Origin of the sequence: Streptomyces sp. NPDC020807, from assembly GCF_040641575.1 — a bacterium.
Taxonomy (GTDB): domain Bacteria; phylum Actinomycetota; class Actinomycetes; order Streptomycetales; family Streptomycetaceae; genus Streptomyces.
Window position 1 is genome coordinate 76,862 of record NZ_JBFADU010000017.1, and the last position, 23,301, is coordinate 100,162.

The window sequence follows — 23,301 nt, forward strand, 5'->3', positions numbered from 1 at the left end:
GTCAACACGGTTCACGGAAAATGGATGCGCTCACGCTGTGAAGTGTCGGGATCGGCGTTCGTCAGTAAGATCGGTGTCACACGAGGGAGTGCACGTCAGATCAGGGGAGATGAGTCCAGGTGCCGGAGAGCGAGAGCGCAGCAGGAGCGGCCGCCGAGGTGACCGCCGCCGGGATCGCCCGGCTCGCGGGGGTCGGCCGTGCCGCCGTCAGCAACTGGCGCCGCCGCCACCCCGACTTCCCCAAGCCCGTCGGCGGCACGGAGACCAGCCCCTCCTTCTCCCTCGCCGAGATCGAGCAGTGGCTCCGCGACCAGGGCAAACTGGCCGAGGTCCCGCTCCGCGAGCGCGTCTGGCAGCAGATCGCGGGCCACCCCGCCGGGGCCGTCACCGCCCTCGTCCACGCGGGCTCCGCCCTCCTCCTCGTACGGGAGAGGTCGGCGGCCTGGCCGGCGCTCGCCGCGCTTCCCGACGCGCGGCTCCAGGAGATCCTGCCGGTCGCCCTCGACGAGACCCTGACCCAGCGCCTCGGCCCCGTCCGGGCCGTCCGCACCCCCGCCGCCACCGAACTGGGCGCCTCCGTCCCCCTCCTGCGCGGGGCCGCCGAGCTGGCCGCCGAGATGGGCGGCGCCCGCCCGGCCTTCGAGTTCCTCCTCGGCCGTCACCTCGACGCCAACCCCCGGCAGTACACGCTGACCCCGCCGGGACCCGCCGCCCTCATGGCCGCGCTCGCGACCGTCGCCCAGGGCGCCCCCGGCGACGGGACCGGCACCGGCACCGGCACCGGAGCAGGAGGGCCCCTCACCGTCCTCGACCCGGCCTCCGGCACCGGCGGCCTGCTCAGCGCCGTCGAGCGGCCCGGCGCGATCTGCGGCCAGGACGCCGACCACGACCTCGCCGCGCTCACCGCGCTCCGCCTGGCCCTCGCGACGGACGCCGACATCCGCGTCCGCTTCGGCGACAGCCTGCGCGCCGACGCCTTCCCCACCCTCGCCGCCGACGCCGTCCTCTGCCACCCGCCGTTCAACGAGCGCAACTGGGGCCACGAGGAACTGGCCTACGACCCGCGCTGGGAGTACGGCTTCCCGGCCCGCACGGAGTCCGAACTCGCCTGGGTGCAGCACGCCCTGGCCCGCCTCCGCCCCGGCGGCACCGCCGTCCTCCTCATGCCGCCCGCCGCCGCCTCCCGCCGCTCCGGCCGCCGCATCCGCGCCGACCTGCTCCGCAGGGGCGCCCTCCGCGCGGTCGTCGCCCTCCCGGCCGGCGCCGCGCCCCCGTACGGCATCCCGCTCCACCTCTGGGTCCTGCGCCGACCCGTCCCGGGCGACCGCGCCGCCGCCGAACTGCTCCTCGTCGACACCGCGTACGACCGCGCCGACCACCCCGACCACCCCGAGCGCGGCGGCCGCGACCGGCTCGACTGGCCGGCCGTCCACACCGCCGCCCTCGACGCCTGGACGGCCTTCGACCGGGACGGGACCCTCGCCGCGACCCCCGGCCGGAGCCGCTCCGTCCCCGTCGTCGAACTCCTCGACGACGACGTCGACCTCGCCCCCGCCCGCCACCTCCCGCCCTCCGCCACCGCCGTGGGCGCCACCCAGCTCGCCGCCGTCCGCGAGCGCCTCGCCGAGACCCTGCACCGCACGCGCGCGCTGACCCCGCCGCCCGTGAACGACCCCGGCACCGCCGCCACCGGCGAGTTCACCGGCGGACTCGCCAGCGCGGGCACGACCACCGTCGGCGAGCTCGCGCGCGCGGGCGCCCTCACCCTCCACGCGGGCGGTACGGGCACGGCCCCCGCCGGCACCCCGGTCCCGGTCCTCACCGACCACGACGTCCTCGCCGCCCAGCCGCCCTCCGGCACCCTCCCCGACGGCCCGCCCGAGCCGCCCGTCCTCCTCGCCCCCGGAGACGTCGTCGTCCCCGTCCTCGGCGGCGGCGCGGCCGTCCGCGTCGTCGACGCGACGGCCGCCGGCGCGGCCCTCGGCCGCAACCTCCAGCTCCTGCGCCCCGACCCGGCCGCGCTCGACCCCTGGTTCCTCGCCGGGTTCCTGCGCGCCACCGCCAACACCCGGCAGGCCAGCAGCTACGCCTCCACCGCGACCCGACTCGACGTACGACGGCTCCAGCTGCCGCGCCTCCCGCTGCGCGAGCAGCGCCGCTTCGGCGAGCGGTTCCGGGCCCTCGCCGAGTTCGAGGAGACGCTCCGCCTGGCCTCCCGGCTCGGCGAGCAGCTCGTGCAGGGCCTGCACGACGGCCTCGCGAACGGCACGGTGGCGCCGTAACGGTTCGGTCCAACCCGGATCCGTTGTCGGCGACGGTGTATACGCTCGACTCCGCACAGACGCACGCCGATCCGTCCCGGCGCACGTCGATCCGTCCGAGCAGGAGCAGCCGAGATGTACGGCCCCCATCAGGCCCCGCAGACGCCGCCGCCGACCCCCGCCACCGGCACGTCCGGCGGCCAGATCGCGCTGCGCGTGCTCTTCGTCGCGCTTCCGCTGCTCAGCTGCGGCTTCCTCGCGGGGGCGCCGCTGCTGCGCCTCGCCGTGCTCACCCGCAGGGCGCGGGACTGGTGGCTCTTCGGGGCCGCCGTCGTCGCCTCGCTCGCCCTCTTCGTGTACCTCGGGATCACGGGGAACGAGAAGGAGGAGGTGAGCGACCTGGAGGGCTTCCTCGGGGTCGGCGCGATCCTCGCCCTCGGCGCGGGCTCCGTGACGTACTACCTGGTCGGCGAGATCCGGCACTTCGACCGCGTCCGCGCACTCCACGCGCACGTGCCGCCGTCCCACGCGTACGGGCCGGGCGGCATCGGCGTCACGGTCCCGTCGGCGGGGGCGGCCACCCCGAACCCGTACCTGAGCCCGCCGCCGCATCAGTCCGCCCCGCCGCCCGTACCGCAGTCCGTCCCGCAGCCCGGCGCGGCGGCGCCCCGCCTCGACCAGGTCCGCGCCGAGCTCGACGAGCTCAGCGACCTCCTCCGCAAGGACGGCCGGGAAGGCGGCGACGGCCGGTGAACGGTCGCGTCATCGGGGGGCGTTACGAGCTCTCCGCCCTCGTCGGCCAGGGCGGCATGGGCCAGGTCTGGACGGCGTACGACGGACGGCTCGACCGCCGGGTCGCCGTGAAGCTGCTCAGGCCCGCCGCCATGACCGGGCCCGCGACCGCCGCCGACGAGCTGCGCCGCCGGTTCGTGCGCGAGTGCCGGGTCACGGCGCAGGTCGACCACCCGGGCCTGGTGACCGTCCACGACGCGGGCAGCGACGGCGAGGACCTCTACCTCGTCATGCAGTACGTGCAGGGCGCCGACCTCGCCGACCACCTCGCCGAGAACGACCCGTATCCCTGGGAGTGGGCGGTCTGCGTCGCCGCCCAGCTCTGCGCGGTCCTCGCCGCCGTCCACGCCGTGCCGATCGTCCACCGCGACCTCAAGCCGCGGAACGTGATGATCCGCCCCGACGGCACGGTCACCGTCCTCGACCTCGGCGTCGCCTCCGTCCTCGACACGGACACCACGCGCCTCACCCAGACCGGCTCGCCCATCGGCAGCCCCGCGTACATGGCGCCCGAGCAGGCGATGGGCGGCGCCGTCGGCCCGTACACCGACCTGTACGCGCTCGGGATCCTGCTCCACGAACTCCTCAGCGGGGACGTGCCGTTCTCCGGATCGACCGCGCTCGGCGTGCTCCACCGGCACCTGTACGAGCAGGTCGCACCGATCCGCCAGACGCGCCCCGAGGTTCCCGAGGCGCTTGAGGCGCTCGTCCTGTGGCTGCTCGCGAAGGACCCGCGCGCGCGGCCCTCCGGGGCGCAGGAGGTGTACGAGCACCTGCTGCCGCTGCTCCCCGCGCGCGGCGCGCCGGCGGGCCCGATGGACCCGACCCGTCCGTTCCTGCGGCCGCACGCGCCGTGGCCGGAGCGGGTCCAGGCGGTGGTGGTGCCGCAGCAGCCGTCCGCCCCGGTGGACCCGCGCGCGTACGCCGCCCCCACCGCGCCCGCCGCGGCTCCCGCGGCCGTCACGTCCCCCTCCGCGCCGGCCGCCTCCGTCCCCAGGGCGGACGTCGCCGGCGCGGTCGACGAGGTCAAGCGGCTGCTCGCGGAGGGCTCGGTCACCCGGGCGGTGGACGTCCTCGGCGGCATCCTGCCCGCGGCGGCGGCCGAGCACGGCGAGGGGTCGCCGGTCGTCCGCATCCTGCGCAAGCAGTTCGCGTCGACGCTGATGAACGACGGTCAGTACCGGCGCGCGCTGCCGGAGCTGCGCCGCCTCGCGGCGGACCGCGAGGCGGAGGCGGGCCCCGCGGACGCGCAGTCGCTCCAGTTCCGGTACGACGCGGCGGTCTGCCTGGAGCAGCTCGGCGAGACGGCGGCGGCGCTCGCCGCGTTCCTCGCGGTCCTGCCGTACTGCGAGCGGGGTGCCGACCCGGCGCGCGCCTTCGACATCCGGCACCGGATCGGACTGCTCCACCTGGCGACGGGCGAGCACGCGACGGGACAGGCGGAGCTCCAGCGCCTCCTCTTCGACGCGGAGCGGGCGTACGGCCCGTATCACCCGCTTCCGGCGGAGTTGCGCAGGGCGCTGGAGCACCAGCGGCAGCTGGGGCAGCGGTTCTGACGGAGCGACAGGATCACGACTCTGCATCTGATCCGGAAGTGGATCTTCATGATCCTTTTTGTCGCTTTTGGTGCATGTAACGTTCGCGTCTGATCGCTCCCGCGCCCTCTCCCAAGGACTCCCCAATGACGACGCCGCCCGCGCCCTTCACCCCCGAGCAGCAGCCCACCGAGGCCCCCGCCGCTCCCTCGAAGAAGTCGGCGATCCTCAAGAAGGTCGGCGGCGTCCTCGTCGCGATCGTCGCCGTCCTCGCCTGGAAGTTCGGCGTCCCCTACCTCACCGGCGAAGCCCCCGTGCACGCCGAGGCCGGCGAGTGCGTGACGGTCACGGGCCCGGACAACGACCCCGACGTCGCCACCGTCGACTGCGGCGCGGGCAAGGCCGACACCTTCAAGGTCGTCAAGGTCATCGAGGACACCTTCGACCTGAACAAGTGCGGCGACGACGTCTCCGCGCTCGCGCAGCAGCTCGAGTCGATGAAGTTCGTCCTCTGCCTCGAAGAGGTCCCCGCGAAGTGACGCGGCGCTGAACGAGGGCCGGAACCCACGGAGTTCCGGCCCTTTCGCGTACCCGTATCGTGCGGGGATGCCCGAGACCATCGCCACCACCGTCCGCACCGACCGCCTCGACCTCGTCCCGCTCGCCGTGGCGCACGCGGAGGAGATGGCGGAGGTCCTCGCCGATCCCGCCCTGCACGCCTTCATCGGCGGCGCCCCGCTCACCCCGCCGGAACTCCGCGCCCGCTACGAACGCCTGACGGCCGGCTCGCCCGACCCGGCCGTGGAGTGGGCCAACTGGGTCGTACGGCTCCGCGCCGAGGACCGCCTCGCCGGAACGGTCCAGGCGACCGTCACCGAGGGCGGAAGCGTCGCCGAGGTCGCCTGGGTGACCGGCACGGCCTGGCAGGGCCGCGGAGTGGCCCGGGAGGCGGCCAAGGCCCTCGTGGACCTCCTCACCGCCCGTGGCGTCCGCACCGTGCTCGCCCACGTCCACCCCGACCACACGGCCTCCGCCGCCGTCGCCCGCGCCGCGGGCCTCGCACCCACGGACCTCGTGGAGGACGGGGAGGTCCGCTGGGAGCTGCGCGTGCGCGGTTAATGGAGGTGCGGCGGGGGAGGGGCGGCGCCAGACTCCCCCCATGATCACCGACCACTGGCCGCTCATGGCCCTCCGCGTCCGCTCCCCCCGCCTGGAGCTCCGCCTCCCCACCGAGGCCGAGCTCGCCGAGGTGGCCGACGTCGCCGCGCGCGGCGTCCACGAGCCCGGCGCCCGGCGGTTCCTGATGCCGTGGACGGACCTCCCGCCGGCCGAGCGCGCCCGGCACGTGGTCCAGTTGCACTGGAGCCGCCTCGGCCGCTGGACCCCGCAGAACTGGGAACTGAACCTCGTCGCCTTCCACGACGGCCGACCCGTCGGCATCCAGGACGTACGGGCCGTGGACTTCGGCGTCCGCCGCGAGATCGTCTCCGGCTCCTGGCTCGGCCGCGACCACCACGGCAAGGGCCTCGGCACCGAGATGCGCGTCGCGATGCTCCACCTGGTCTTCGCCGAACTCGGCACGGTCTCGGCGACGTCACTGTCCTTCGCCGACAACCACGCCCCCGTGGCCGTCTCCCGCAAACTCGGCTACCGCCCCGACGGCATCACCCGCGACGTCCTCGACGGCGAGGTCGTCGAATCCCTCCGCTTCCGCCTCTCCCACGAGGACTGGACCCCCGAAGCCCACCCACCGGTGACGGCGACGGGCCTGAAGGGCACGGAACCCTTCTTCGGCATCGACACCTTCGGCCCGGCGGCGGGGGCCCGCGGGTGAGCTTCAGCGTCTACGTCTTCCGATTCCTCGACGGCACGGCCGTCACCGAGGCGATCGGCCGGTCGTGACTACAGCGGTCGCAGGCGGGAGTGCAGCAGGCAGAAGACGTTGCCCTCCGGGTCCGCGAGGACGTGCCAGGATTCCTTGCCCGTCTGGCCGACGTCGGCCTTGCGGGCGCCGAGGGACAGGAGGCGGGTCAGTTCGGCCTCCTGGTCGCGGTCGGTGGCGTTGACGTCGAGGTGGAGGGGGAGCTTCGCGGGCTTCGGGTCGGTGCTCCGGCTGAGGACCAGGGCCGGGAGGGCGGAGCCCTCGGCCGGGGGGCCGATCGCGATGCTGCCGTCGGGTTCCCTCTCCAGCTCCACGTAGCCGAGCACCTCGCTCCAGAACGCGGCGAGCCGCTCCGGGTCGGCGCAGTCCAGGACGAGTTCGCTGATGCGGCATGCCATGGGACGGAGTCTACGGAGAAGGGGAGCCGGAGCGGCGGGAGTTGGGGCGCAGGCGTGTCCCCGGCAGGTGGGATTCGGAGCGCGGGCGTGTCCCCGGCGGAAGGGAGTCGGGGCGCGGGCGTGTCCCCGGCGGTCGGGAGTCGGGGCGCGGGCGCGGCACGGACAGGCGGGCCGTCAGGAGCAGGGCCGCCGCCGCCATGAGCGCCAGGCCCGCCGTCAGGCCCGGGGGGCGGAACGCGCACCTCACCCGGCCCTCGCCCGCCGGGACGGCCAGCAGGCCGCCGTACGAGAGCGTCGGACGCTCCCCGCAGTCCCAGCCCGCGATCGCCGGCGCCGCGAAGACCACCGTGCCCGTCCGCGCCGGGACCCTCGCCTCGATGCCGGACCCCGTCGGGCGGACCTCCGTCGCCGCGCCGGACCGCAGCGCCGCCACCGCCGCGCGGAGGCGTGCGCCGTCCAGGCAGGCCACCTCGGCGCCCGGCGGCGGCCGCCGGTCGCCCAGGGACGTCATCGCCGCGCCGCGCCTCGGCCGGCCCCCCTGGAGCTCCCGCGCGTCGGGCGCCCACACGAACGCCTCCGTGCCCGCCCGGCACGCGCCCGCGCGCGGAGCCTCGTACACCCGAGCCCCCAGGAGGAGTTCCTGGTTGCGGAAGGGGGACGGGCCGTAGGCCGGGAGCGGGCCCGGGGGCCGTACCGTCACCAGTGGGAGGTACGTGCCGGTGCGGACCACCGCGCCGTCGCGCCACCGCGCCCCCACCCCGAACAGCGCGTCCGTCACCGGGTTGTCCAGGCTCAGCAGGTTCCGGCCCCGCGAGGTCCAGCCGCCGCCGAGCGCGGTCAGGGTGTCGGTCAGGACCGCCGGGGTGTGGCTGCTGTAGTAGGCGGCGCCCTGCCCGCCGAACAGCAGCGGGTCGTTGCCCGCGAAGCGCGGCAGCCCGGAGTCCGTGCGGTACTCCGGCCAGCCGTCCGCCGCCGCCAGGGCCGCCGCCCGCCGCTCCTCCGCCGGGCCGAGCGGCGGGTAGTCGTCGAGCCGGACCAGCCGCTCCCGGTCCGCGTACGCCTCCGTCGCCGCCGCCTGCCCGACGAGCGTCCCGGACACCAGGAGCGCGGCGAGCAGCCCGTACCGGCCCCGGCGCGGCAGCAGCAGCGCCCCCGTCACCGCCGCCAGGCCCGCGCCCGCGAGCAGCAGCGACCAGGAGGTGAGGAGCGCGCTCGGCAGCGCCCCCGCGGTCAGCGCCAGCACGACCGCCGCCCCGCCGAGCAGCGCCCGCCGGTCCGGGAGGCCGTGCGCGAGGCCGGTCCACGCCGTGAGGACGAGGACGCCCGCGAGGACGAAGGTCTGCCGGTACGGGCTGCCGTTCGGCGTCGCGAAGACGTGCCACACCAGGTGCGTCGGCGTCCACTGGAGCGAGAGCGCCACCGCCGCGCACAGGGCGGGCCACACCCACCGCTCCCTCCCCGGCACGTCCCTGCGGAACAGCAGCGTCGCCGCGAGCAGCGGCACCGCCGTGCACACGAACGCCGCCGGGGTCGAGAAGCCGTACGTCGCCGGGAGCAGCCGGGCCAGGACGTCCGTCCCCGCCGCCGGGTCGAAGTCCCGGACCACGCCCGGGTGCGCGTACCGCGAGCCGAGGAAGACGGGGAGGAGGACGGGGGCCGCGAGGCCGATGCCGAGGCCGGTCGTCACCCCCGCGCGCAGCACGACCCGCCGGGCGACCGGCCACGAGAAGGCCGGGGCCAGCCGCGCCGCGAGCACGAGCGCCGCGCCGAGCGTCGCCATGTACGCCGTGTAGAAGTTCGCCACCCAGCAGACGGCGACCACCACCGGCCCCAGGAACGGGCGCCGCCCCTCCCGTACCCACTCGCCCACCAGGCAGAGGAGGGGGAAGGCGATCAGGCCGTCCAGCCACATCGGGTTGTACGTGCCCTCCGCGAGCGACCACCCGCACAGGGCGTACGCCGCGCCGAGCACCGACGCCCACCACCACACCCCGCCGGGACCCGTCCGCCGCAGCAGGAACGTCATCGCCGCCGCCGCGACCGCCGTCTTCAGGACGGTGACCGCGTACACCGCGTACTCGATGTCCGCGCGCGGGAAGAGCGCGACCAGCGGCGCGAAGGGGCTGGACAGGTAGGTGCCGTAGTCGGGCAGGAAGCTCGTGCCCCAGCCCGCCCGCCAGTCGAGCAGCATCCCGCCGTCGGCACGGCCCCGCAGCAGGTCCCAGAGGTGCGCGTGGAAGGGCACGAACTGGTTGGCGAGGTCGTTGACGGCCCGCCGCCGCGGCCCGAAGGGGAAGACCCGGGCGACGGCGTCCCCGCCGCAGACGGCGACGACGGTCAGGGCGGAAGCCAGGAGGTGCGAGCGCTTGGTGTTCGGCATGACGGGTCGAATATCGCAGCGAACGTCCCGCGAAGGACCGGGCCCACGGGCCAGTTCACCGAATGGTCGCCTACCCGCCACCCCCGCGGACCTGCCGGGTCACCGCGCCCCGGTGTCGTGGGCCGGGTGCTGCTCTCGATCGTGGTCCCGTGCTTCAACGAGGACGCCGTCCTCACCCGCTTCCACTCCCGCGTGAGCGACGAACTCGCTCGTCTCGACGGCGAGTTCGAGCTCGTGTACGTGGACGACGGCAGCCGGGACCGGACGCTCCCGCTCCTCCGGGAGCTCGCCGCCGCCGACCCCGGCCGCGTCCGGTTCGTCTCCTTCAGCCGGAACTTCGGGAAGGAGGCCGCCATGCTCGCCGGGCTCCGGCACGCCGTCGGCGACGCCGTCGTCATCATGGACGCCGACCTCCAGCACCCGCCGGAGCTCGTGCACCGCATGGTCGCCCTGCACGCCGAGGGGTACGACCAGGTCGTGGCCCGCCGCACCCGCGACGGGGACCGGGTCACCCGCACCCTCACCGCCCGCCTCTACTACTGGGCCGTCAACCGGCTCGTCGACGTCGAGCTCGTCGACGGCGTCGGCGACTTCCGGCTGCTCTCCCGCCGCACGGTCGACGCCCTCCTCGGCCTCGGCGAGTACAACCGCTTCTCCAAGGGCCTCTTCGCCTGGGTCGGTTTCCGGACGACGACCTTCGCGTACGAGAACGCCGTCCGCGAGCAGGGACGGTCGAAGTGGAGCTTCGGCAAGCTCCTCAACTACGGGCTCGACGGCCTCCTCTCCTTCAACAACAAGCCCCTGCGGGCCGCCGTCTACCTCGGCCTGCTCCTCGTCGCCCTCGCCGCCGGCTACGCGGCCTGGATCGTCGGGGACGCGCTGGTCAACGGCGTCGACACGCCCGGCTACGTCACCCTGCTCGTCGCCGTCACCGCCCTCGCCGGCGTCCAGATGGTGATGGTCGGGCTCATCGGCGAGTACGTCGGCCGCATCTACTACGAGGTGAAGCGGCGGCCCCACTACCTGGTGGGAGAGACGGAGACGGGCGGCGGGGAGGTCGATACCCGTGCGACGGGTGACTCGTTGTGGGAAACAGTCGCTCCGAAGTAGTGGCTACGGCCCCGGCGACTCCCTACCATCGATCACCGCAAGGTCGTTCATCTGACGCACGACCCGCCCGGGAGGCTTCTGTGCACCGCCGCGAACGCCGCATCGCTCTCTCCGTCTCCGCCGCGCTCCTCGCCGCGGCGCCGTTGCTCACCGCCTGCGGGAGCGACGCCCATCCAGGAGCGGCGGCCGTCGTCGGCGGTGAACGCATCGAGGTCTCCACGCTCCAGGCGCAGGTCAGGGACGCCCGCGAGGCGCAGCAGGCCTCGCCGCAGGCGGCGCAGCTGCTCCAGACCAGCGGCGACCTGAGCCGCCGCAAGCTCAACGGGCTGATCGTCGACCGGGTCGTCGCCGCCGTCGCCGAGCAGAACGGGATCAGCGCGACCCGCGCCGAGCTCCAGCAGACCCGCGAGGCCTTCGTCCGCCAGAGCGGCGGCGAGGACCGGCTCGCGGCCGTGCTGCTCCAGGAGCAGGGCATCGCGCCGGACCAGATCGACGCGGTCGTCCGCCGCAGCGTCCTCATGAACAAGATCGCCGAGAAGCTCGGGATCACCGACACCGCCGAGGGCCAGAAGAAGCTGACGGACGTCTTCACCGCCGCGTCGAAGTCCCTCGACATCGACGTGAACCCCCGCTTCGGCGCCTGGGACGACTCCCAGGTCCAGCTGGCCACCGCGACCAGCCCGTGGCTGCGGCAGATCAGCCAGGACCAGGGGGCGGCACCGGCCGGGGCCTGACGGCGGGGCCTGACGGCGGGGCCTGACGGCGGGTCCTGAAACAGGGTTCGGCCGGGGCGGGGAGTCCGGGTAAGTTCGAAGGGTGACTTCCGAGACCCCCGGCCGCATCGTCCTGCTCACCGCCAGCCACCGCGTGGCGCCCGGACTGCTGTCCTGGCCCGCGTGGCAGGCGCTGCACGGAGCCGACCGGGTGCTCTGCCCCGACGAGCACCACCCGCAGCTGCCGTACCTGACGGAGGCCGGCGTCGCCGTCGAGCACCTGCGGCCGACCGCCGAGGAGCTCGTCGCGGCCTGCGCCGGCGGCCGGACCGTCGTCCTGCTGCCCTCCGGCGAGGGCGACGCGGCCCTCACCGACGGCCTCGCCCGGCTCGCGGGCTCGGGCCGGGTCGCCATGCCGGACCTGGAGCTGCTCCCCGGCTCGTACGACCTGCCCGGCGCCCGGCTCCTCGACCTCGTGCAGGTCATGGACCGGGTGCGCCGCGAGTGCCCGTGGACCTCGACGCAGACCCACGGGGGGCTCGCCAAGTACCTCATCGAGGAGGCGTACGAGCTCGTCGAGGCGATCGAGGAGGGCGACCGCGAGGAGCTGCGGGAGGAGCTCGGGGACGTCCTGCTCCAGGTCGTGTTCCACGCCCGGATCGCCGAGGAGCACCCGGAGGAGCCGTTCTCCGTGGACGACGTCGCTGGGACGCTCGTCGAGAAGCTGATCCACCGGCACCCGCACGTCTTCGGGGACGCGGTCGCCGAGACGCCCGAGGACGTCCACGCGCACTGGCAGCGCACGAAGGCGATCGAGAAGCGGCGCGAGTCCGTCACCGACGGCGTGCCGCTCGGGCAGCCGGGGCTCGCGCTCGCCGCGAAGCTCGCGGGCCGGGTCCGCGCGGCCGGGCTCGACGTGAAGCTGCCGGCCGGGGACGGCGTCGGGTACGAGCTCCTCGCCCTCGCCGCACGGGCCGACGCGGCGGGAGAGGACCCGGAGGCGTCGCTGCGGGCGGCGGCCCGGGCGTACCGGGACGCGATCAGGGCGGCGGAGGGCGTATGAGCCAGGAACGGCGGAAGCCCGCCTTCGCCGAGGCGCCCGGGGTGACGGCGCTGATGGTGCCGGCCTTCGGCTGGGCGGCGCTGAGCGGCGGCGTCCCGGGGTGGGCGCGGATCGTGTCCGCGCTGCTCGCGGTGGGGGCCGCCGCGGAACTGGCCCGGTTCGCGCTCTGGCGGACACGGACGCGGAGGCGGGCGCGGGAGGAGGCCGAAGCGGCTGTGGAGGCGGAAGCGGCTGTGGGGCCGGAAGCGGCCGCGGAGCCGGGAGCGGCTGTGGAGCCGGGAGCGGCTGTGGAGCCGGAGGCAGCTGTGGGGCCGGAAGCGGCCGTGGAAGCCGAAACGGCCGTGGAGCCGGAAGCAGTCGTGGAGCCGGAGGCGGAAGCCCGGGTGGGCACCGAGCGCTGACGGGCCTCGCGGGCGGTGCGCGGACGAGGCGGTGCCCGGTTCAGTCGTCGGCCGGGTCCTTGCGCGGGGCGCGGGCCTCGGGGTTGTGCCAGTGCAGCTGCGGGGGGCCGAGGAGGCGTTCGGCGGCGCTGCTCGGGCGGACGGTGAAGCGGCCGACGGAGGGCACGGAGTCGTGGCGGATCCGTCCGGGGGCGACGCCGAGTCCTACGAGGAACTCGGCGACCTCGGTGAGGAAGCCCGGCGGCCCGGCGAGGTAGACGTCGTGCGCGGGCCACTGCTCGCAGGCTTCGAGGGCCTGGAGCAGCCGCTCGGTCGCCTGGTCGCGGCGGCGGCCCGGGGCCGCCGTGATGTAGACGACCCGGAGGCCGGGCAGACGCTTCTTCAGGGCCTCGGCGTCCGGCCGGGCGTAGAGGTGCTCCTTGGCGCGGGCCACGACGAACAGCCGGCCCTCGGCCCCCGGCTCGGCCTCGGCCGCCTCCTCCAGGAGGGCCTTCACCGGCGCCCAGCCCGTACCGGCGCATATATACGTGCGCAGCCCGCCCGGTGGCGTGCGGGCGGTGACCGCGCCGCCGGCGGAGCTGAGCCGCAGGACCTCGCCCGGCCCGGTCTCCTCGACGAGTGCGGTGCTCATCGCGCCGCCGGGGATCCGGCTCACGTGGAGGTCGACCGTGCCGTCGGCGCGCGGCGCGTTGGCGAGGGAGTACGTGCGCCAGACGCGGGGGACCCGGAGCGAGCTGACGCTGACGTACTGCCCGGGGGCGTAGGGGAAGGGCTGCCGGGGGCGCAGGGTCAGGACGGCGAGGCTGTCGCCGTGCCGCTCGTGGCGGACGACGTCCGCGTCCCACCACGCGGGCTCCCCCTCGGCGGCGGCCTCGTCGGCGCCGGCGAGCATCAGCTCGGTGAGGAAGGCGTACGCCTCAGCCCACGCCTTCTCCGCCTCGACGGTCCAGGCGGAACCGGCCGCGTGCGCGAAGGCGGCGACCAGGCTCTCGCCGACGGCGGCGTACAGGCCGGGGGTGGCGAGGAACTTGCGGTGGTCGCGGCCGAGGTGGGCCGCGTAGGCGGCGAGGGCGGGGTCCTCCAGGTGGGTCACGACGTGCGTGAGGGCGGCGAAGAGCCGGTCCCGCTGCGGAACCATGTCCTCGGGGAAGAGCTCGCGCACCCCCGGGTTGTGCCAGAAGAGGTGCGAGTAGAAGAACGTGACGGCGTGTTCGGCCCGTCTCTCGACGATCGCGAACGTACTTCTGAGCAGCTGGGGGTCCACTGACAAGAATCTAGGGCACGGCCGACCGGTGCTGATCGCGGGTACGGTCGTGGGGTGAGCACAACCCCCGGCGCCGCCCCCGTCCCTCCGCCCGCCCCCGAGCTCTTCACCTGGGAGTTCGCGAGCGACCCGTATCCGGCCTACGCCTGGCTGCGCGAGCACGCGCCGGTGCACCGGACGAAGCTGCCGAGCGGGGTCGAGGCCTGGCTCGTGACGCGGTACGCGGACGCGCGGCAGGCCCTGGCGGACCAGCGTCTCTCGAAGAACCCGGCGCACCACGACGAGTCCCCGCACGCGAAGGGGAAGACGGGCATCCCCGGCGAGCGCAAGGCCGAGCTGATGACCCACCTGCTCAACATCGACCCGCCGGACCACACGCGGCTGCGGCGGCTGGTGTCGAAGGCGTTCACCCCGCGCCGGGTGGCGGAGTTCGCGCCGCGCGTGCAGGAACTGACCGACCGGCTCATCGACTCCTTCGTGGAGAAGGGGAGCGCCGACCTCATCCACGAGTTCGCCTTCCCGCTCCCCATCTACGCGATCTGCGACCTGCTCGGCGTGCCGCCGGAGGACCAGGACGACTTCCGGGACTGGGCCGGGATGATGATCCGGCACGGCGGAGGGCCGCGCGGCGGGGTGGCCCGGTCGGTGAAGAAGATGCGGGGCTATCTCGCGGAGCTGATCCACCGCAAGCGCGAGGAGCCCGGCGACGACCTGATCTCGGGGCTCATCAAGGCCTCCGACCACGGCGAGCACCTCACGGAGAACGAGGCCGCCGCCATGGCCTTCATCATCCTGTTCGCCGGTTTCGAGACGACCGTCAACCTCATCGGCAACGGCGTCTACCAGCTGCTGCGCCGGCCCGAGGAGCGCGAGCGGCTCCAGGGCTCGCTGGCGGCGGGGGAGACGGGGCTCCTGGAGACGGGCGTCGAGGAGCTGCTGCGGTTCGACGGTCCGGTGGAGATGGCGACCTGGCGGTACGCGACGCGGGCGCTGACCATCGGCGGGCAGGAGATCCCGGCGGGCGATCCGGTGCTCGTCGTCCTGGCCGCCGCGAACCGGGACCCGGAGCGCTTCGCCGACCCGGACGTCCTCGACCTCTCGCGGCGGGACAGCCAGCACCTGGGGTACGGGCACGGGATCCACTACTGCCTGGGTGCGCCGCTCGCCCGGCTGGAGGGGCAGACCGCGCTCGCGACGCTGCTGACTCGCCTGCCGGACCTGCGACTTGCCGCCGATCCGGACGAACTGCGCTGGCGCGGCGGGCTCATCATGAGGGGGTTGCGCACGCTTCCGGTGGAATTCTCCCCTTCCGGGCGCGTTCAGTGAGTTGACGATCCGTCAGAACTGTGATCTTCGCGTGATCGGGGCTCCATCGACTTGTGACGGGCGTTCGAATGCCGCTACGTTTCCCGGCAGTCTCAGCCGTCACGCGAAAGGCCTCCCTATGCGCTCCGGGAACGGACGACACCGTCGCCCCCGTCAGGCCCCCGCCCTCGTCGTCGCCGCGGGGGTGACCGGGTCCGCCATGGCGCTGCCGCTGCTCGCCACCGGATCCGCCTCCGCCGCCGACGCCGCCACCTGGGACCGGGTCGCCGAGTGCGAGTCCGGCAGCCAGTGGAGCGCGAACTTCGGCAACGGGATGTACGGCGGCCTCCAGTTCACCCAGGACAGCTGGGAGCGGAACGGCGGCCTCGCGTACGCGCCCAGCCCCGACCTCGCCAGCCGCGCCCAGCAGATCGCGGTGGCCGACAAGGCGTTCGCCGCCGGCGGCACGGACTGGGCGACCTGCGCGCCGATCGCGGGCCTCAGGAACGACGGCAAGGCCACCGGAGTCGACCCGGGCCCGGCCACGCCCTCGGCGACGTCCACGGGGCCCGTCGCGGAGTCGAACCGGACCTCCGAGGTGCCGTCGGCGTCCGCGGCGACACCTTCTGACGCCTCCTCCGCCTCCTCCGCCGACGGTTCCGCCGGTACGTCCGCGGGTACGCCGTCGGGCGCCCCCTCCGAGGACGCGAAGGCCCCGGAGCGCTCGGTCGCCCCCGCCGCCCCCGTGACGCCCGCCACCCCGGCGACGCCCGCGACCCCGGCCACGCCCGGGACGCCGAGCGCCCCCGCGACCGGCGCCACCCCGACGACGCCCGGCACGCCGACCGCTCCCGGTACGGGGAAGCCCTCGGCGCCCACCACACCCGACACGCCCACCGCCCCGGTCGCGCCCGACGCCTCGGTGACGCCCGTCGCCCCCGACGGCTCCGGCACGCCCACCACGCCCGTAACGCCCGGTACGTCCGAAACGCCCGATGCGGCGGCGGGTGACGCCTCGTCGGTCGCGCCCGGCACGGGCAAGCATCGGGGTGCCCCCGCCCCGGAGGAAACCGACAAGGCAGGTAAAACCGACATCACCGACTCCACGACTGACGCGGTGAAGGATTCGGGCACAACGGACAGTCAGGGCGCTTCGGACGCGTACACCGTGCGGCCGGGTGACAACCTGTCGGAGATTGCACAGGAGAACGAACTCCCCGGCGGCTGGAACGCCCTCTATGACGCCAACCGCGGGACGGTGGGCGCCGATCCGGACCACATCCTCCCTGGTCAGAGCCTCGATCTGACGGTCGGTTCGGAATCCAAGGCGGAGTAGTTCGCGGTCTTATGTCCGCATTTGGGTAAGTGAGACATGGGTCTCTTCGTCCCAACTGGCGTGTCACTACCGCGAACTTTGCTCCCGTCACCTCCCACCTGCGCAAACGCCCCCCGCCGGAGGGCAAGTAGGGGCGAATTCTCCGCAATGTCGCCCTTTGAGCTTCCGGCGGGCTTGTGCCTATGGTCGTAACCGCTCGCCACCGCGGGCCCCGTCGACCGAAACGCCGAATCCTGCCGTCGGTCGAGGGAACAGTCGTCGCGCAAGCGCCGAAGGCAGGAGTGGGGGACCCAAGGTAAGTGCCGGTCCCGGCCGTTGAGAGACGGCCGAGAACGGCTTGGGGTGAAGCCGCGTGCAAGGACACGCGGCCGGGCAACTTTCCGGCCCGAACCCGACAGCTCACCTCACAGGCGTCGGTGAGGAGATTCCCCATGCTGTTTTCCGCCAAGGGCAAGCACCGTCGTCCCTCCAAGGCCACCCAGGTCGCCGCTCTCGTCGGCGTGACCGGCGTCGCCGTCGCCGCCCCGCTGATGACCGCGGGCACCGCCTCGGCCGCCACCGCCTCCGAGTGGGACCGCGTCGCCCAGTGCGAGTCGACCGGCAACTGGTCCATCAACACGGGCAACGGCTACTACGGCGGCCTGCAGTTCTCGGCGTCCACCTGGGCCGCGTACGGCGGCACCGCCTACGCCCCGACCGCCGACCAGGCGTCGAAGTCCCAGCAGATCGCCGTCGCCGAGAAGGTCCTGGCGAGCCAGGGCAAGGGCGCGTGGCCGAGCTGTGGCGTGGGCCTCTCCGGCGCCTCGTACTCCGGCGGCTCGGACTCCGGCTCCTCGTCGAGCAGCTCCTCGTCGAGCAGCTCCTCCTCGAACTCGGGCTCCTCCTCGTACTCGAAGAAGAGCTCCTCTTCCTCCAGCAGCTCGAACGGCTACACCCAGCAGCGCAAGGCCGAGCAGCCGACCACCCGCAGCGAGCAGCGCCAGGCCCCCAAGCAGTCGACGCAGCAGTACGCCGCGCCGAAGGCCGCCACGCAGAAGACCGTCACCACCCCGACCGGCAAGACGGTCAAGAAGGGCGACGGCGAGTACACGGTCAAGGCCGGCGACACGCTCAGCAAGATCGCCCAGGCGCAGGGCGTCACGGGCGGCTGGGCCAAGCTCTTCGACCTGAACAAGGACATCGTCGACAACGCCGACCTCATCTACGTGGGCCAGCAGCTCCACCTGAAGTGAGTCTGACGACGAACCCGCGGTGACCACCCCGCTCCGGCGCGCCTTCCCCCGTGCGCGCCGGAGCGGGGTTCTCCCCGTTTTCGGGGAGAACTTTGATTACTGTCCAGTAATTCTCGGGTCCTTCGTCCCGACATGCCCACCCTTGGGCCCTTTTTCGTCCCAGGGTGCGGGCGCACGGCTGGCCGGAGCCCCGGAGCCGGTTAGGCTCTTGTCGCAAGGCCAAGCGACCCTGCACCGACCTTGCGTCACATCCAGCGTCACATCCCAGAAGGAGATGCTCGTGCCGTCCATCGACGTCGTCGTAGCCCGGGAAATCCTGGACTCCCGAGGCAACCCCACGGTCGAGGTCGAGGTCGGCCTCGACGACGGCAGCACCGGCCGTGCTGCTGTTCCGTCCGGCGCCTCCACCGGTGCCTTCGAGGCCATCGAGCTCCGCGACGGTGACCCGAACCGTTACCTGGGCAAGGGTGTCGAGAAGGCCGTCCTCGCCGTCATCGAGCAGATCGGCCCGGAGCTCGTCGGCTACGACGCCACCGAGCAGCGCCTGATCGACCAGGCCATGTTCGACCTCGACGCCACCGAGAACAAGGGCTCGCTCGGCGCGAACGCCATCCTCGGCGTCTCGCTCGCCGTCGCGCACGCCGCCTCCGAGGCGTCCGACCTCCCGCTCTTCCGCTACCTGGGCGGCCCGAACGCGCACCTGCTGCCCGTTCCGATGATGAACATCCTCAACGGTGGGTCGCACGCCGACTCCAACGTCGACATCCAGGAGTTCATGATCGCCCCGATCGGCGCGGAGTCCTTCTCCGAGGCCCTTCGCTGGGGTGCGGAGATCTACCACACGCTCAAGAGCGTGCTGAAGCGCAAGGGCCTCTCCACCGGCCTCGGCGACGAGGGCGGCTTCGCCCCGAACCTGGAGTCGAACCGCGCCGCCCTCGACCTCATCGTCGAGGCCATCAAGGAGGCCGGCTACGCCCCCGGCACCGATGTCGCGCTCGCGCTCGACGTCGCCGCGTCCGAGTTCTACAAGGACGGCAAGTACGAGTTCGAGGGCAAGTCCCGCTCGGCCGCCGAGATGACCGAGTACTACGAGGAGCTCGTCGCCGCGTACCCGATGGTCTCCATCGAGGACCCGCTGTTCGAGGACGACTGGGCGGGCTGGAAGGTCCTCACCGACAAGCTGGGCTCCAAGGTCCAGATCGTCGGCGACGACCTCTTCGTCACCAACCCGGAGCGTCTGGCCCGCGGCATCGAGGAGGGCACCGCGAACGCCCTCCTGGTCAAGGTCAACCAGATCGGTTCGCTGACCGAGACCCTCGACGCCGTCGAGCTCGCCCAGCGCAACGGCTTCAAGTGCATGATGTCCCACCGCTCCGGCGAGACCGAGGACGTCACCATCGCCGACCTCGCGGTCGCCGTGAACTGCGGCCAGATCAAGACCGGCGCCCCGGCCCGCTCGGACCGCGTCGCCAAGTACAACCAGCTCCTGCGCATCGAGGAGATCCTCGACGACGCCGCGGTCTACGCCGGCCGCAGCGCCTTCCCGCGCTTCAAGGGCTGATCCGGGCGGACATCGCCTGACGCCTTGGATACGTACGTCCCCGTACTCGGTCCCGTACCGTGTGCGGGGACGTACGCATGAACAGGGGAGGCGACTCGACATGGCCGTGAAGGACCGGGACCGGTTCTCGACCGCGACCCGGATCAAGCTGCTCGGCGAGCAGACCGCGGCCCGTGTCTACCGCTCGCAGACCCGACGGCAGGCCCGTCGCTCCCGGCTCACCGGCCGCGCGGCCTTCCTCGCCCTCGTCGTCTGCTCCCTGGTCGTCGCGCTCGCCTACCCGATGCGGAGCTACGTCTCCCAGCAGGGCGAGATCGCCGACCAGGAGCGCAGGGCCGCCGAGACCGCGCGGCGCGTCGAGGAGCTGAAGGACGAGAAGGCCCGCCTCCAGGACCCGGCCTACGTCCGGCGCCTCGCCCGTGAGCACCTGCACTACGTGCTCCCCGGCGAGACCGGCTTCACCGTGAACGACCCCGACGCGGAGCAGCGGCCCCGCGCCGGCCAGGAGGCGGCGGACCGCCCCTGGTACGACAACCTCTGGGACGGCGTCGACAAGGCCGACAGGCCCTGAGGCCCGCCGCCCGAGGTGACACCCGTCCGCGACATCCCTCCGCGACACCCCTCCGCGACACACCGAGCAAGGCAGACAGCAGACATGGAAACGCCCCCTCCGCAGACCGAGCGCACCGAGCCCACCGCGACGGACATCGAGGCCTTCGAGCTCCAGCTCGGCCGTCCGCCGCGCGGCCTGCGCGCCATCGCGCACCGCTGCCCGTGCGGCCAGCCGGACGTCGTCGAGACCGCGCCCCGGCTGCCCGACGGCACCCCCTTCCCGACCACGTACTACCTCACGTGCCCCAAGGCGGCCTCGGCCATCGGCACCCTGGAGGCCAACGGGGTCATGAAGGAGATGCAGGCCCGGCTCGCCACCGACCCGGAGCTCGCCGCCGCCTACCGCGCCGCGCACGAGGACTACATCGCGCGCCGCGACGCGATCGAGGTCCTGGAGGGCTTCCCGAGCGCCGGCGGCATGCCGGACCGGGTGAAGTGCCTGCACGTCCTCGTCGGCCACTCGCTGGTCGCCGGTCCGGGCGTGAACCCCTTCGGCGACGAGGCGCTCGCGATGCTGCCCGAGTGGTGGGCGAAGGGCGCCTGCGTCACCCCGTGCGGCGACGCCGCCAAGGAAGAGGAGAAGGGCGAGTGACCCGGGTCGCCGGAATCGACTGCGGTACGAACTCCATCCGCCTCCTCGTGGCGGACCTCGACCCGGCGACGGGCGACCTCGTCGAGCTGGACCGCCGGATGACGATCGTCCGGCTCGGCCAGGGCGTGGACAAGACCGGGCGCCTCGCCCCCGAGGCCCTGGAGCGCACCTTCGCGGCCTGCCGCGCGTACGCCGAGGTCCTCACGGAGTTCGGGGTCGGCCCCGACAGGCTCCGCTTCGTCGCCACCTCCGCCTCGCGCGACGCGGAGAACCGCGAGGAGTTCGTGAACGGGGTCGTGGAGATCCTGGGCGTCGAGCCCGAGGTCATCACCGGCGACCAGGAGGCCGAGTTCTCCTTCACCGGCGCCACCGGCGAGCTCCACGGCGACGACCTGCGGCTCGTCGTGGACATCGGCGGCGGCTCCACCGAGTTCGTCGTCGGCAACCGGCACGTCGAGGCCGCCCGCTCCGTCGACATCGGCTGCGTCCGGCTCACCGAGCGGCACGTCCGCCACGACCCGCCGACCGCCGAGGAGGCCGAGGCGATCCGCGCCGACGTGCGGGCCGCCCTCGACCTGGCCGCCGAGACCGTGCCGATCACCTCGGCGGAGACCCTCGTCGGCCTCGCCGGCTCGGTCACCACGGTCGCCGCGATCGCGCTCGGGCTCCCCGCGTACGACTCCACGAAGATCCACCACGCCCGGATCTCCGCCGCCCAGGTCGCCGAGGTCGCCGACCGGCTCCTCGCCTCCACCCACGACGAGCGGGCGGCGATTCCGGTCATCCACCCCGGGCGGGTGGACGTGATCATCGCCGGGGCGCTCGTCCTGCGCGAGATCGTCGAGCGGGTCGGCGCCTCCGAGGTCGTCGTCAGCGAGCACGACATCCTCGATGGGATCGCCCTATCCGTCGCATAGCGGGCACCTATCGAGCCCTCCGGCGACACCCCGTCGGGAAAGGTTCGTGAAGTTCTTCACAAGGAAAAGGGCCCTGATGGCGTCCAAGGAGGGTCTTTAGGCCCTCCGGGGGGTGCCTCGGGGCCCTTTCGCAGGTCCCGGGCCCACTTCGCTCGCTGTTTCCATCGTGTGAACGCACCTCGCCTCATGGGGTTACGGAGGGCTCTCCAGACCAGGCCACGAGGGGTGAACAACGTTCGCGACCGCACCTCGGTTCCTTTGCGGGACCATGACCTGGATCACGTGGGCGGCGGAGTGTAGCAGAGGTGTGCAGAGACCTTGTGAAGGGGCGCACGAGCACCCCCCTCGGGCGGGGTGGATACTCGATCTCATGAGCACCACGGAGCGTCCCAGGATCCTCGTAGTAGGCGGCGGGTACGTAGGCCTGTACGCAGCTCGGCGCATCCTCAAGAAGATGCGCTACGCGGAAGCGACCGTCACGGTCGTCGACCCGCGGTCGTACATGACCTACCAGCCCTTCCTGCCCGAAGCCGCCGCCGGCAGCATCTCGCCGCGTCACGTCGTCGTCCCGCTGCGACGCGTCGTCCGCGGAGCGGAGGTGCTCACCGGCCGGGTCACCACCATCGACCAGGACCGCAAGGTCGCCACGATCGCGCCGCTCGTCGGCGAGGCGTACGAGCTGCCGTTCGACTACCTGGTCATCTCGATGGGCGCGGTCTCCCGCACCTTCCCGATCCCCGGCCTCGCCGAGCAGGGCATCGGCATGAAGGGCATCGAGGAGGCCATCGGCCTGCGCAACCACGTCCTCGAGCAGCTCGACAAGGCCGACTCGACCACCGACGAGGAGGTCCGCCGCAAGGCGCTGACCTTCGTCTTCGTCGGCGGTGGCTTCGCCGGCGCCGAGACGATCGGCGAGGTCGAGGACATGGCGCGCGACGCCGCGAAGTACTACACGAACGTGTCCCGCGAGGACATGCGCTTCGTGCTGGTCGACGCGGCCGACAAGATCCTCCCCGAGGTGGGCCCCAAGCTCGGCCAGTACGGCAAGGAGCACCTGGAGTCCCGCGGGATCGAGATCTACCTGCAGACGTCCATGGACTCCTGCGTCGACGGCCACGTCGTGCTGAAGAACGGCCTCGAGGTCGACTCCAACACGATCGTCTGGACCGCCGGTGTGAAGCCGAACCCGGCGCTCTCCCGCTTCGGTCTGCCGCTCGGCCCCCGCGGCCACGTGGACTGCAACGAGAAGCTCCAGGTCAACGGCATGGACTACGTCTGGGCCGCGGGCGACAACGCCCAGGTCCCGGACCTGGCCGCGATCAAGGCCGGCGTCCCGGCCGAGCGCGCCTGGTGCCCGCCGAACGCCCAGCACGCCCTGCGTCAGGCCAAGGTCCTCGGCGACAACGTCGTGGCCGGCATGCGCGGCTTCCCGCAGAAGGACTACAGCCACGCCAACAAGGGCGCGGTGGCCGGTCTCGGTCTGCACAAGGGCGTCGCCATGATCGTCATGGGCAAGATGAAGATCAAGCTCAAGGGCCGTCTCGCCTGGTACATGCACCGTGGCTACCACGGCATGGCGATGCCGACCTTCAACCGCAAGATCCGCGTCTTCGCCGACTGGACCCTCGGCATGTTCCTCAAGCGCGAGGTCGTCTCGCTCGGCGCCATGGAGACGCCGCGCGAGGAGTTCTACGAGGCCGCCAAGCCCGCTCCCGCCCCGGCCGCGCCGGCGCAGGAGAAGGCCAAGGCCTCCTGAACACCGGGCCGTAGCACCCCGCGACACCTCGTCACACCCGCAGTGCCCAGCAGTACCCAGCAGTACACGCAAGGCCGTAAAAGGGCCGTCCGCCATCCGTGGTGCGGACGGCCCTTCGCGTGTTTTCCGGCGGGAGCCGCCACGCGTCGCGCTGCGCCGGGAAGGGAATCCTCCACGGAGGGTGTTCCCCT

At 73.3% G+C, this 23,301-nt stretch carries 21 protein-coding genes and 1 riboswitch; of the genes, 18 read left to right on the forward strand and 3 right to left on the reverse strand.

Annotated elements, in window-relative coordinates:
• The first annotated feature begins 158 nt into the window (after positions 1–158).
• The 6 genes from AB0G79_RS23315 to AB0G79_RS23340 all read left to right on the forward strand — a co-directional run bounded on the left by AB0G79_RS23315 (position 159) and on the right by AB0G79_RS23340 (position 6,422).
• The gene (locus AB0G79_RS23315) at positions 159–2,282 is read left to right on the forward strand and encodes an N-6 DNA methylase (RefSeq protein WP_360809548.1); all 2,124 of its coding nucleotides are present in this window, start codon (positions 159–161) and stop codon (positions 2,280–2,282) included.
• A gap of 114 nt (positions 2,283–2,396) precedes the next feature.
• Positions 2,397–3,014 (forward strand): hypothetical protein, encoded by a 618-nt coding sequence (locus AB0G79_RS23320; protein ID WP_360809401.1) that lies wholly within the window; start codon positions 2,397–2,399, stop codon positions 3,012–3,014.
• Entirely contained in the window at positions 3,011–4,609 is a 1,599-nt protein-coding gene (locus tag AB0G79_RS23325) for a serine/threonine-protein kinase (RefSeq protein WP_360809403.1), read from the forward strand. Before AB0G79_RS23320 ends, AB0G79_RS23325 begins: the two co-directional genes overlap by 4 nt.
• Before the next feature lie 125 nt (positions 4,610–4,734).
• Positions 4,735–5,127 (forward strand): hypothetical protein, encoded by a 393-nt coding sequence (locus AB0G79_RS23330; RefSeq protein WP_360809406.1) that lies wholly within the window; start codon positions 4,735–4,737, stop codon positions 5,125–5,127.
• A 67-nt stretch (positions 5,128–5,194) separates the two neighbouring features.
• Complete coding sequence (locus AB0G79_RS23335; RefSeq protein WP_360809408.1) at positions 5,195–5,707, forward strand: GNAT family N-acetyltransferase; 513 nt, start codon at positions 5,195–5,197, stop codon at positions 5,705–5,707.
• Positions 5,708–5,747: 40 nt separating this feature from the next.
• On the forward strand, positions 5,748–6,422 hold the full coding sequence (locus AB0G79_RS23340) for a GNAT family N-acetyltransferase (protein WP_360809410.1): 675 nt from the start codon (positions 5,748–5,750) through the stop codon (positions 6,420–6,422).
• Positions 6,423–6,490: 68 nt separating this feature from the next.
• Here the strand turns inward: AB0G79_RS23340 and AB0G79_RS23345 are convergent, their stop codons facing one another.
• Both AB0G79_RS23345 and AB0G79_RS23350 read right to left on the reverse strand, forming a co-directional pair.
• Entirely contained in the window at positions 6,491–6,868 is a 378-nt protein-coding gene (locus tag AB0G79_RS23345) for a VOC family protein (RefSeq protein WP_360809412.1), read from the reverse strand.
• Positions 6,869–6,878: 10 nt separating this feature from the next.
• Positions 6,879–9,248 carry a YfhO family protein gene (locus tag AB0G79_RS23350; protein WP_360809414.1) on the reverse strand — a complete coding sequence of 790 codons (2,370 nt, stop codon included), beginning with the start codon at positions 9,246–9,248 and terminating at the stop codon, positions 6,879–6,881.
• Between the two features lie 126 nt (positions 9,249–9,374).
• Between AB0G79_RS23350 and AB0G79_RS23355 the strand changes: the two genes are divergently transcribed.
• The 4 genes from AB0G79_RS23355 to AB0G79_RS23370 all read left to right on the forward strand — a co-directional run bounded on the left by AB0G79_RS23355 (position 9,375) and on the right by AB0G79_RS23370 (position 12,535).
• Positions 9,375–10,358: a glycosyltransferase family 2 protein gene (locus AB0G79_RS23355; protein ID WP_360809416.1), complete on the forward strand. Its 984-nt coding sequence runs from the start codon at positions 9,375–9,377 to the stop codon at positions 10,356–10,358.
• A gap of 80 nt (positions 10,359–10,438) precedes the next feature.
• On the forward strand, positions 10,439–11,092 hold the full coding sequence (locus tag AB0G79_RS23360; RefSeq protein ID WP_360809418.1) for a SurA N-terminal domain-containing protein: 654 nt from the start codon (positions 10,439–10,441) through the stop codon (positions 11,090–11,092).
• Between the two features lie 82 nt (positions 11,093–11,174).
• Positions 11,175–12,134 carry a nucleoside triphosphate pyrophosphohydrolase gene (locus AB0G79_RS23365; RefSeq protein ID WP_360809420.1) on the forward strand — a complete coding sequence of 320 codons (960 nt, stop codon included), beginning with the start codon at positions 11,175–11,177 and terminating at the stop codon, positions 12,132–12,134.
• On the forward strand, positions 12,131–12,535 hold the full coding sequence (locus tag AB0G79_RS23370) for a hypothetical protein (protein ID WP_360809422.1): 405 nt from the start codon (positions 12,131–12,133) through the stop codon (positions 12,533–12,535). The genes AB0G79_RS23365 and AB0G79_RS23370 overlap by 4 nt, the downstream gene beginning before the upstream one ends.
• 40 nt (positions 12,536–12,575) lie before the next feature.
• On the opposite strand, the gene AB0G79_RS23375 is transcribed toward AB0G79_RS23370, so the two are convergent.
• Positions 12,576–13,799, reverse strand: a complete 1,224-nt coding sequence (locus AB0G79_RS23375; protein WP_360809424.1) for a globin domain-containing protein — start codon at positions 13,797–13,799, stop codon at positions 12,576–12,578.
• Between the two features lie 54 nt (positions 13,800–13,853).
• Between AB0G79_RS23375 and AB0G79_RS23380 the strand changes: the two genes are divergently transcribed.
• The 8 genes from AB0G79_RS23380 to AB0G79_RS23415 all read left to right on the forward strand — a co-directional run bounded on the left by AB0G79_RS23380 (position 13,854) and on the right by AB0G79_RS23415 (position 23,110).
• Positions 13,854–15,125, forward strand: coding sequence for a cytochrome P450 (locus tag AB0G79_RS23380; RefSeq protein WP_360809426.1), 1,272 nt, complete (start codon positions 13,854–13,856; stop codon positions 15,123–15,125).
• Positions 15,126–15,243: 118 nt separating this feature from the next.
• A complete protein-coding gene (locus tag AB0G79_RS23385; RefSeq protein ID WP_360809428.1) occupies positions 15,244–16,440 on the forward strand; it encodes a transglycosylase family protein in 1,197 nt (398 codons plus the stop codon).
• A 257-nt stretch (positions 16,441–16,697) separates the two neighbouring features.
• A riboswitch (cyclic di-AMP (ydaO/yuaA leader) is annotated at positions 16,698–16,868 on the forward strand.
• A 3-nt stretch (positions 16,869–16,871) separates the two neighbouring features.
• Positions 16,872–17,672, forward strand: a complete 801-nt coding sequence (locus AB0G79_RS23390; protein WP_360809430.1) for a transglycosylase family protein — start codon at positions 16,872–16,874, stop codon at positions 17,670–17,672.
• 274 nt (positions 17,673–17,946) lie between these two features.
• Positions 17,947–19,233 (forward strand): phosphopyruvate hydratase, encoded by a 1,287-nt coding sequence (gene eno, locus AB0G79_RS23395; RefSeq protein ID WP_360809432.1) that lies wholly within the window; start codon positions 17,947–17,949, stop codon positions 19,231–19,233.
• 100 nt (positions 19,234–19,333) lie between these two features.
• Positions 19,334–19,804 carry a septum formation initiator family protein gene (locus AB0G79_RS23400; RefSeq protein WP_360809434.1) on the forward strand — a complete coding sequence of 157 codons (471 nt, stop codon included), beginning with the start codon at positions 19,334–19,336 and terminating at the stop codon, positions 19,802–19,804.
• Between the two features lie 84 nt (positions 19,805–19,888).
• Entirely contained in the window at positions 19,889–20,437 is a 549-nt protein-coding gene (locus tag AB0G79_RS23405) for a DUF501 domain-containing protein (RefSeq protein ID WP_360809436.1), read from the forward strand.
• Positions 20,434–21,354, forward strand: a complete 921-nt coding sequence (locus AB0G79_RS23410) for a Ppx/GppA phosphatase family protein (protein ID WP_360809438.1) — start codon at positions 20,434–20,436, stop codon at positions 21,352–21,354. The genes AB0G79_RS23405 and AB0G79_RS23410 overlap by 4 nt, the downstream gene beginning before the upstream one ends.
• A gap of 370 nt (positions 21,355–21,724) precedes the next feature.
• Complete coding sequence (locus AB0G79_RS23415; RefSeq protein WP_360809440.1) at positions 21,725–23,110, forward strand: NAD(P)/FAD-dependent oxidoreductase; 1,386 nt, start codon at positions 21,725–21,727, stop codon at positions 23,108–23,110.
• The last annotated feature ends 191 nt before the right edge of the window (positions 23,111–23,301 follow it).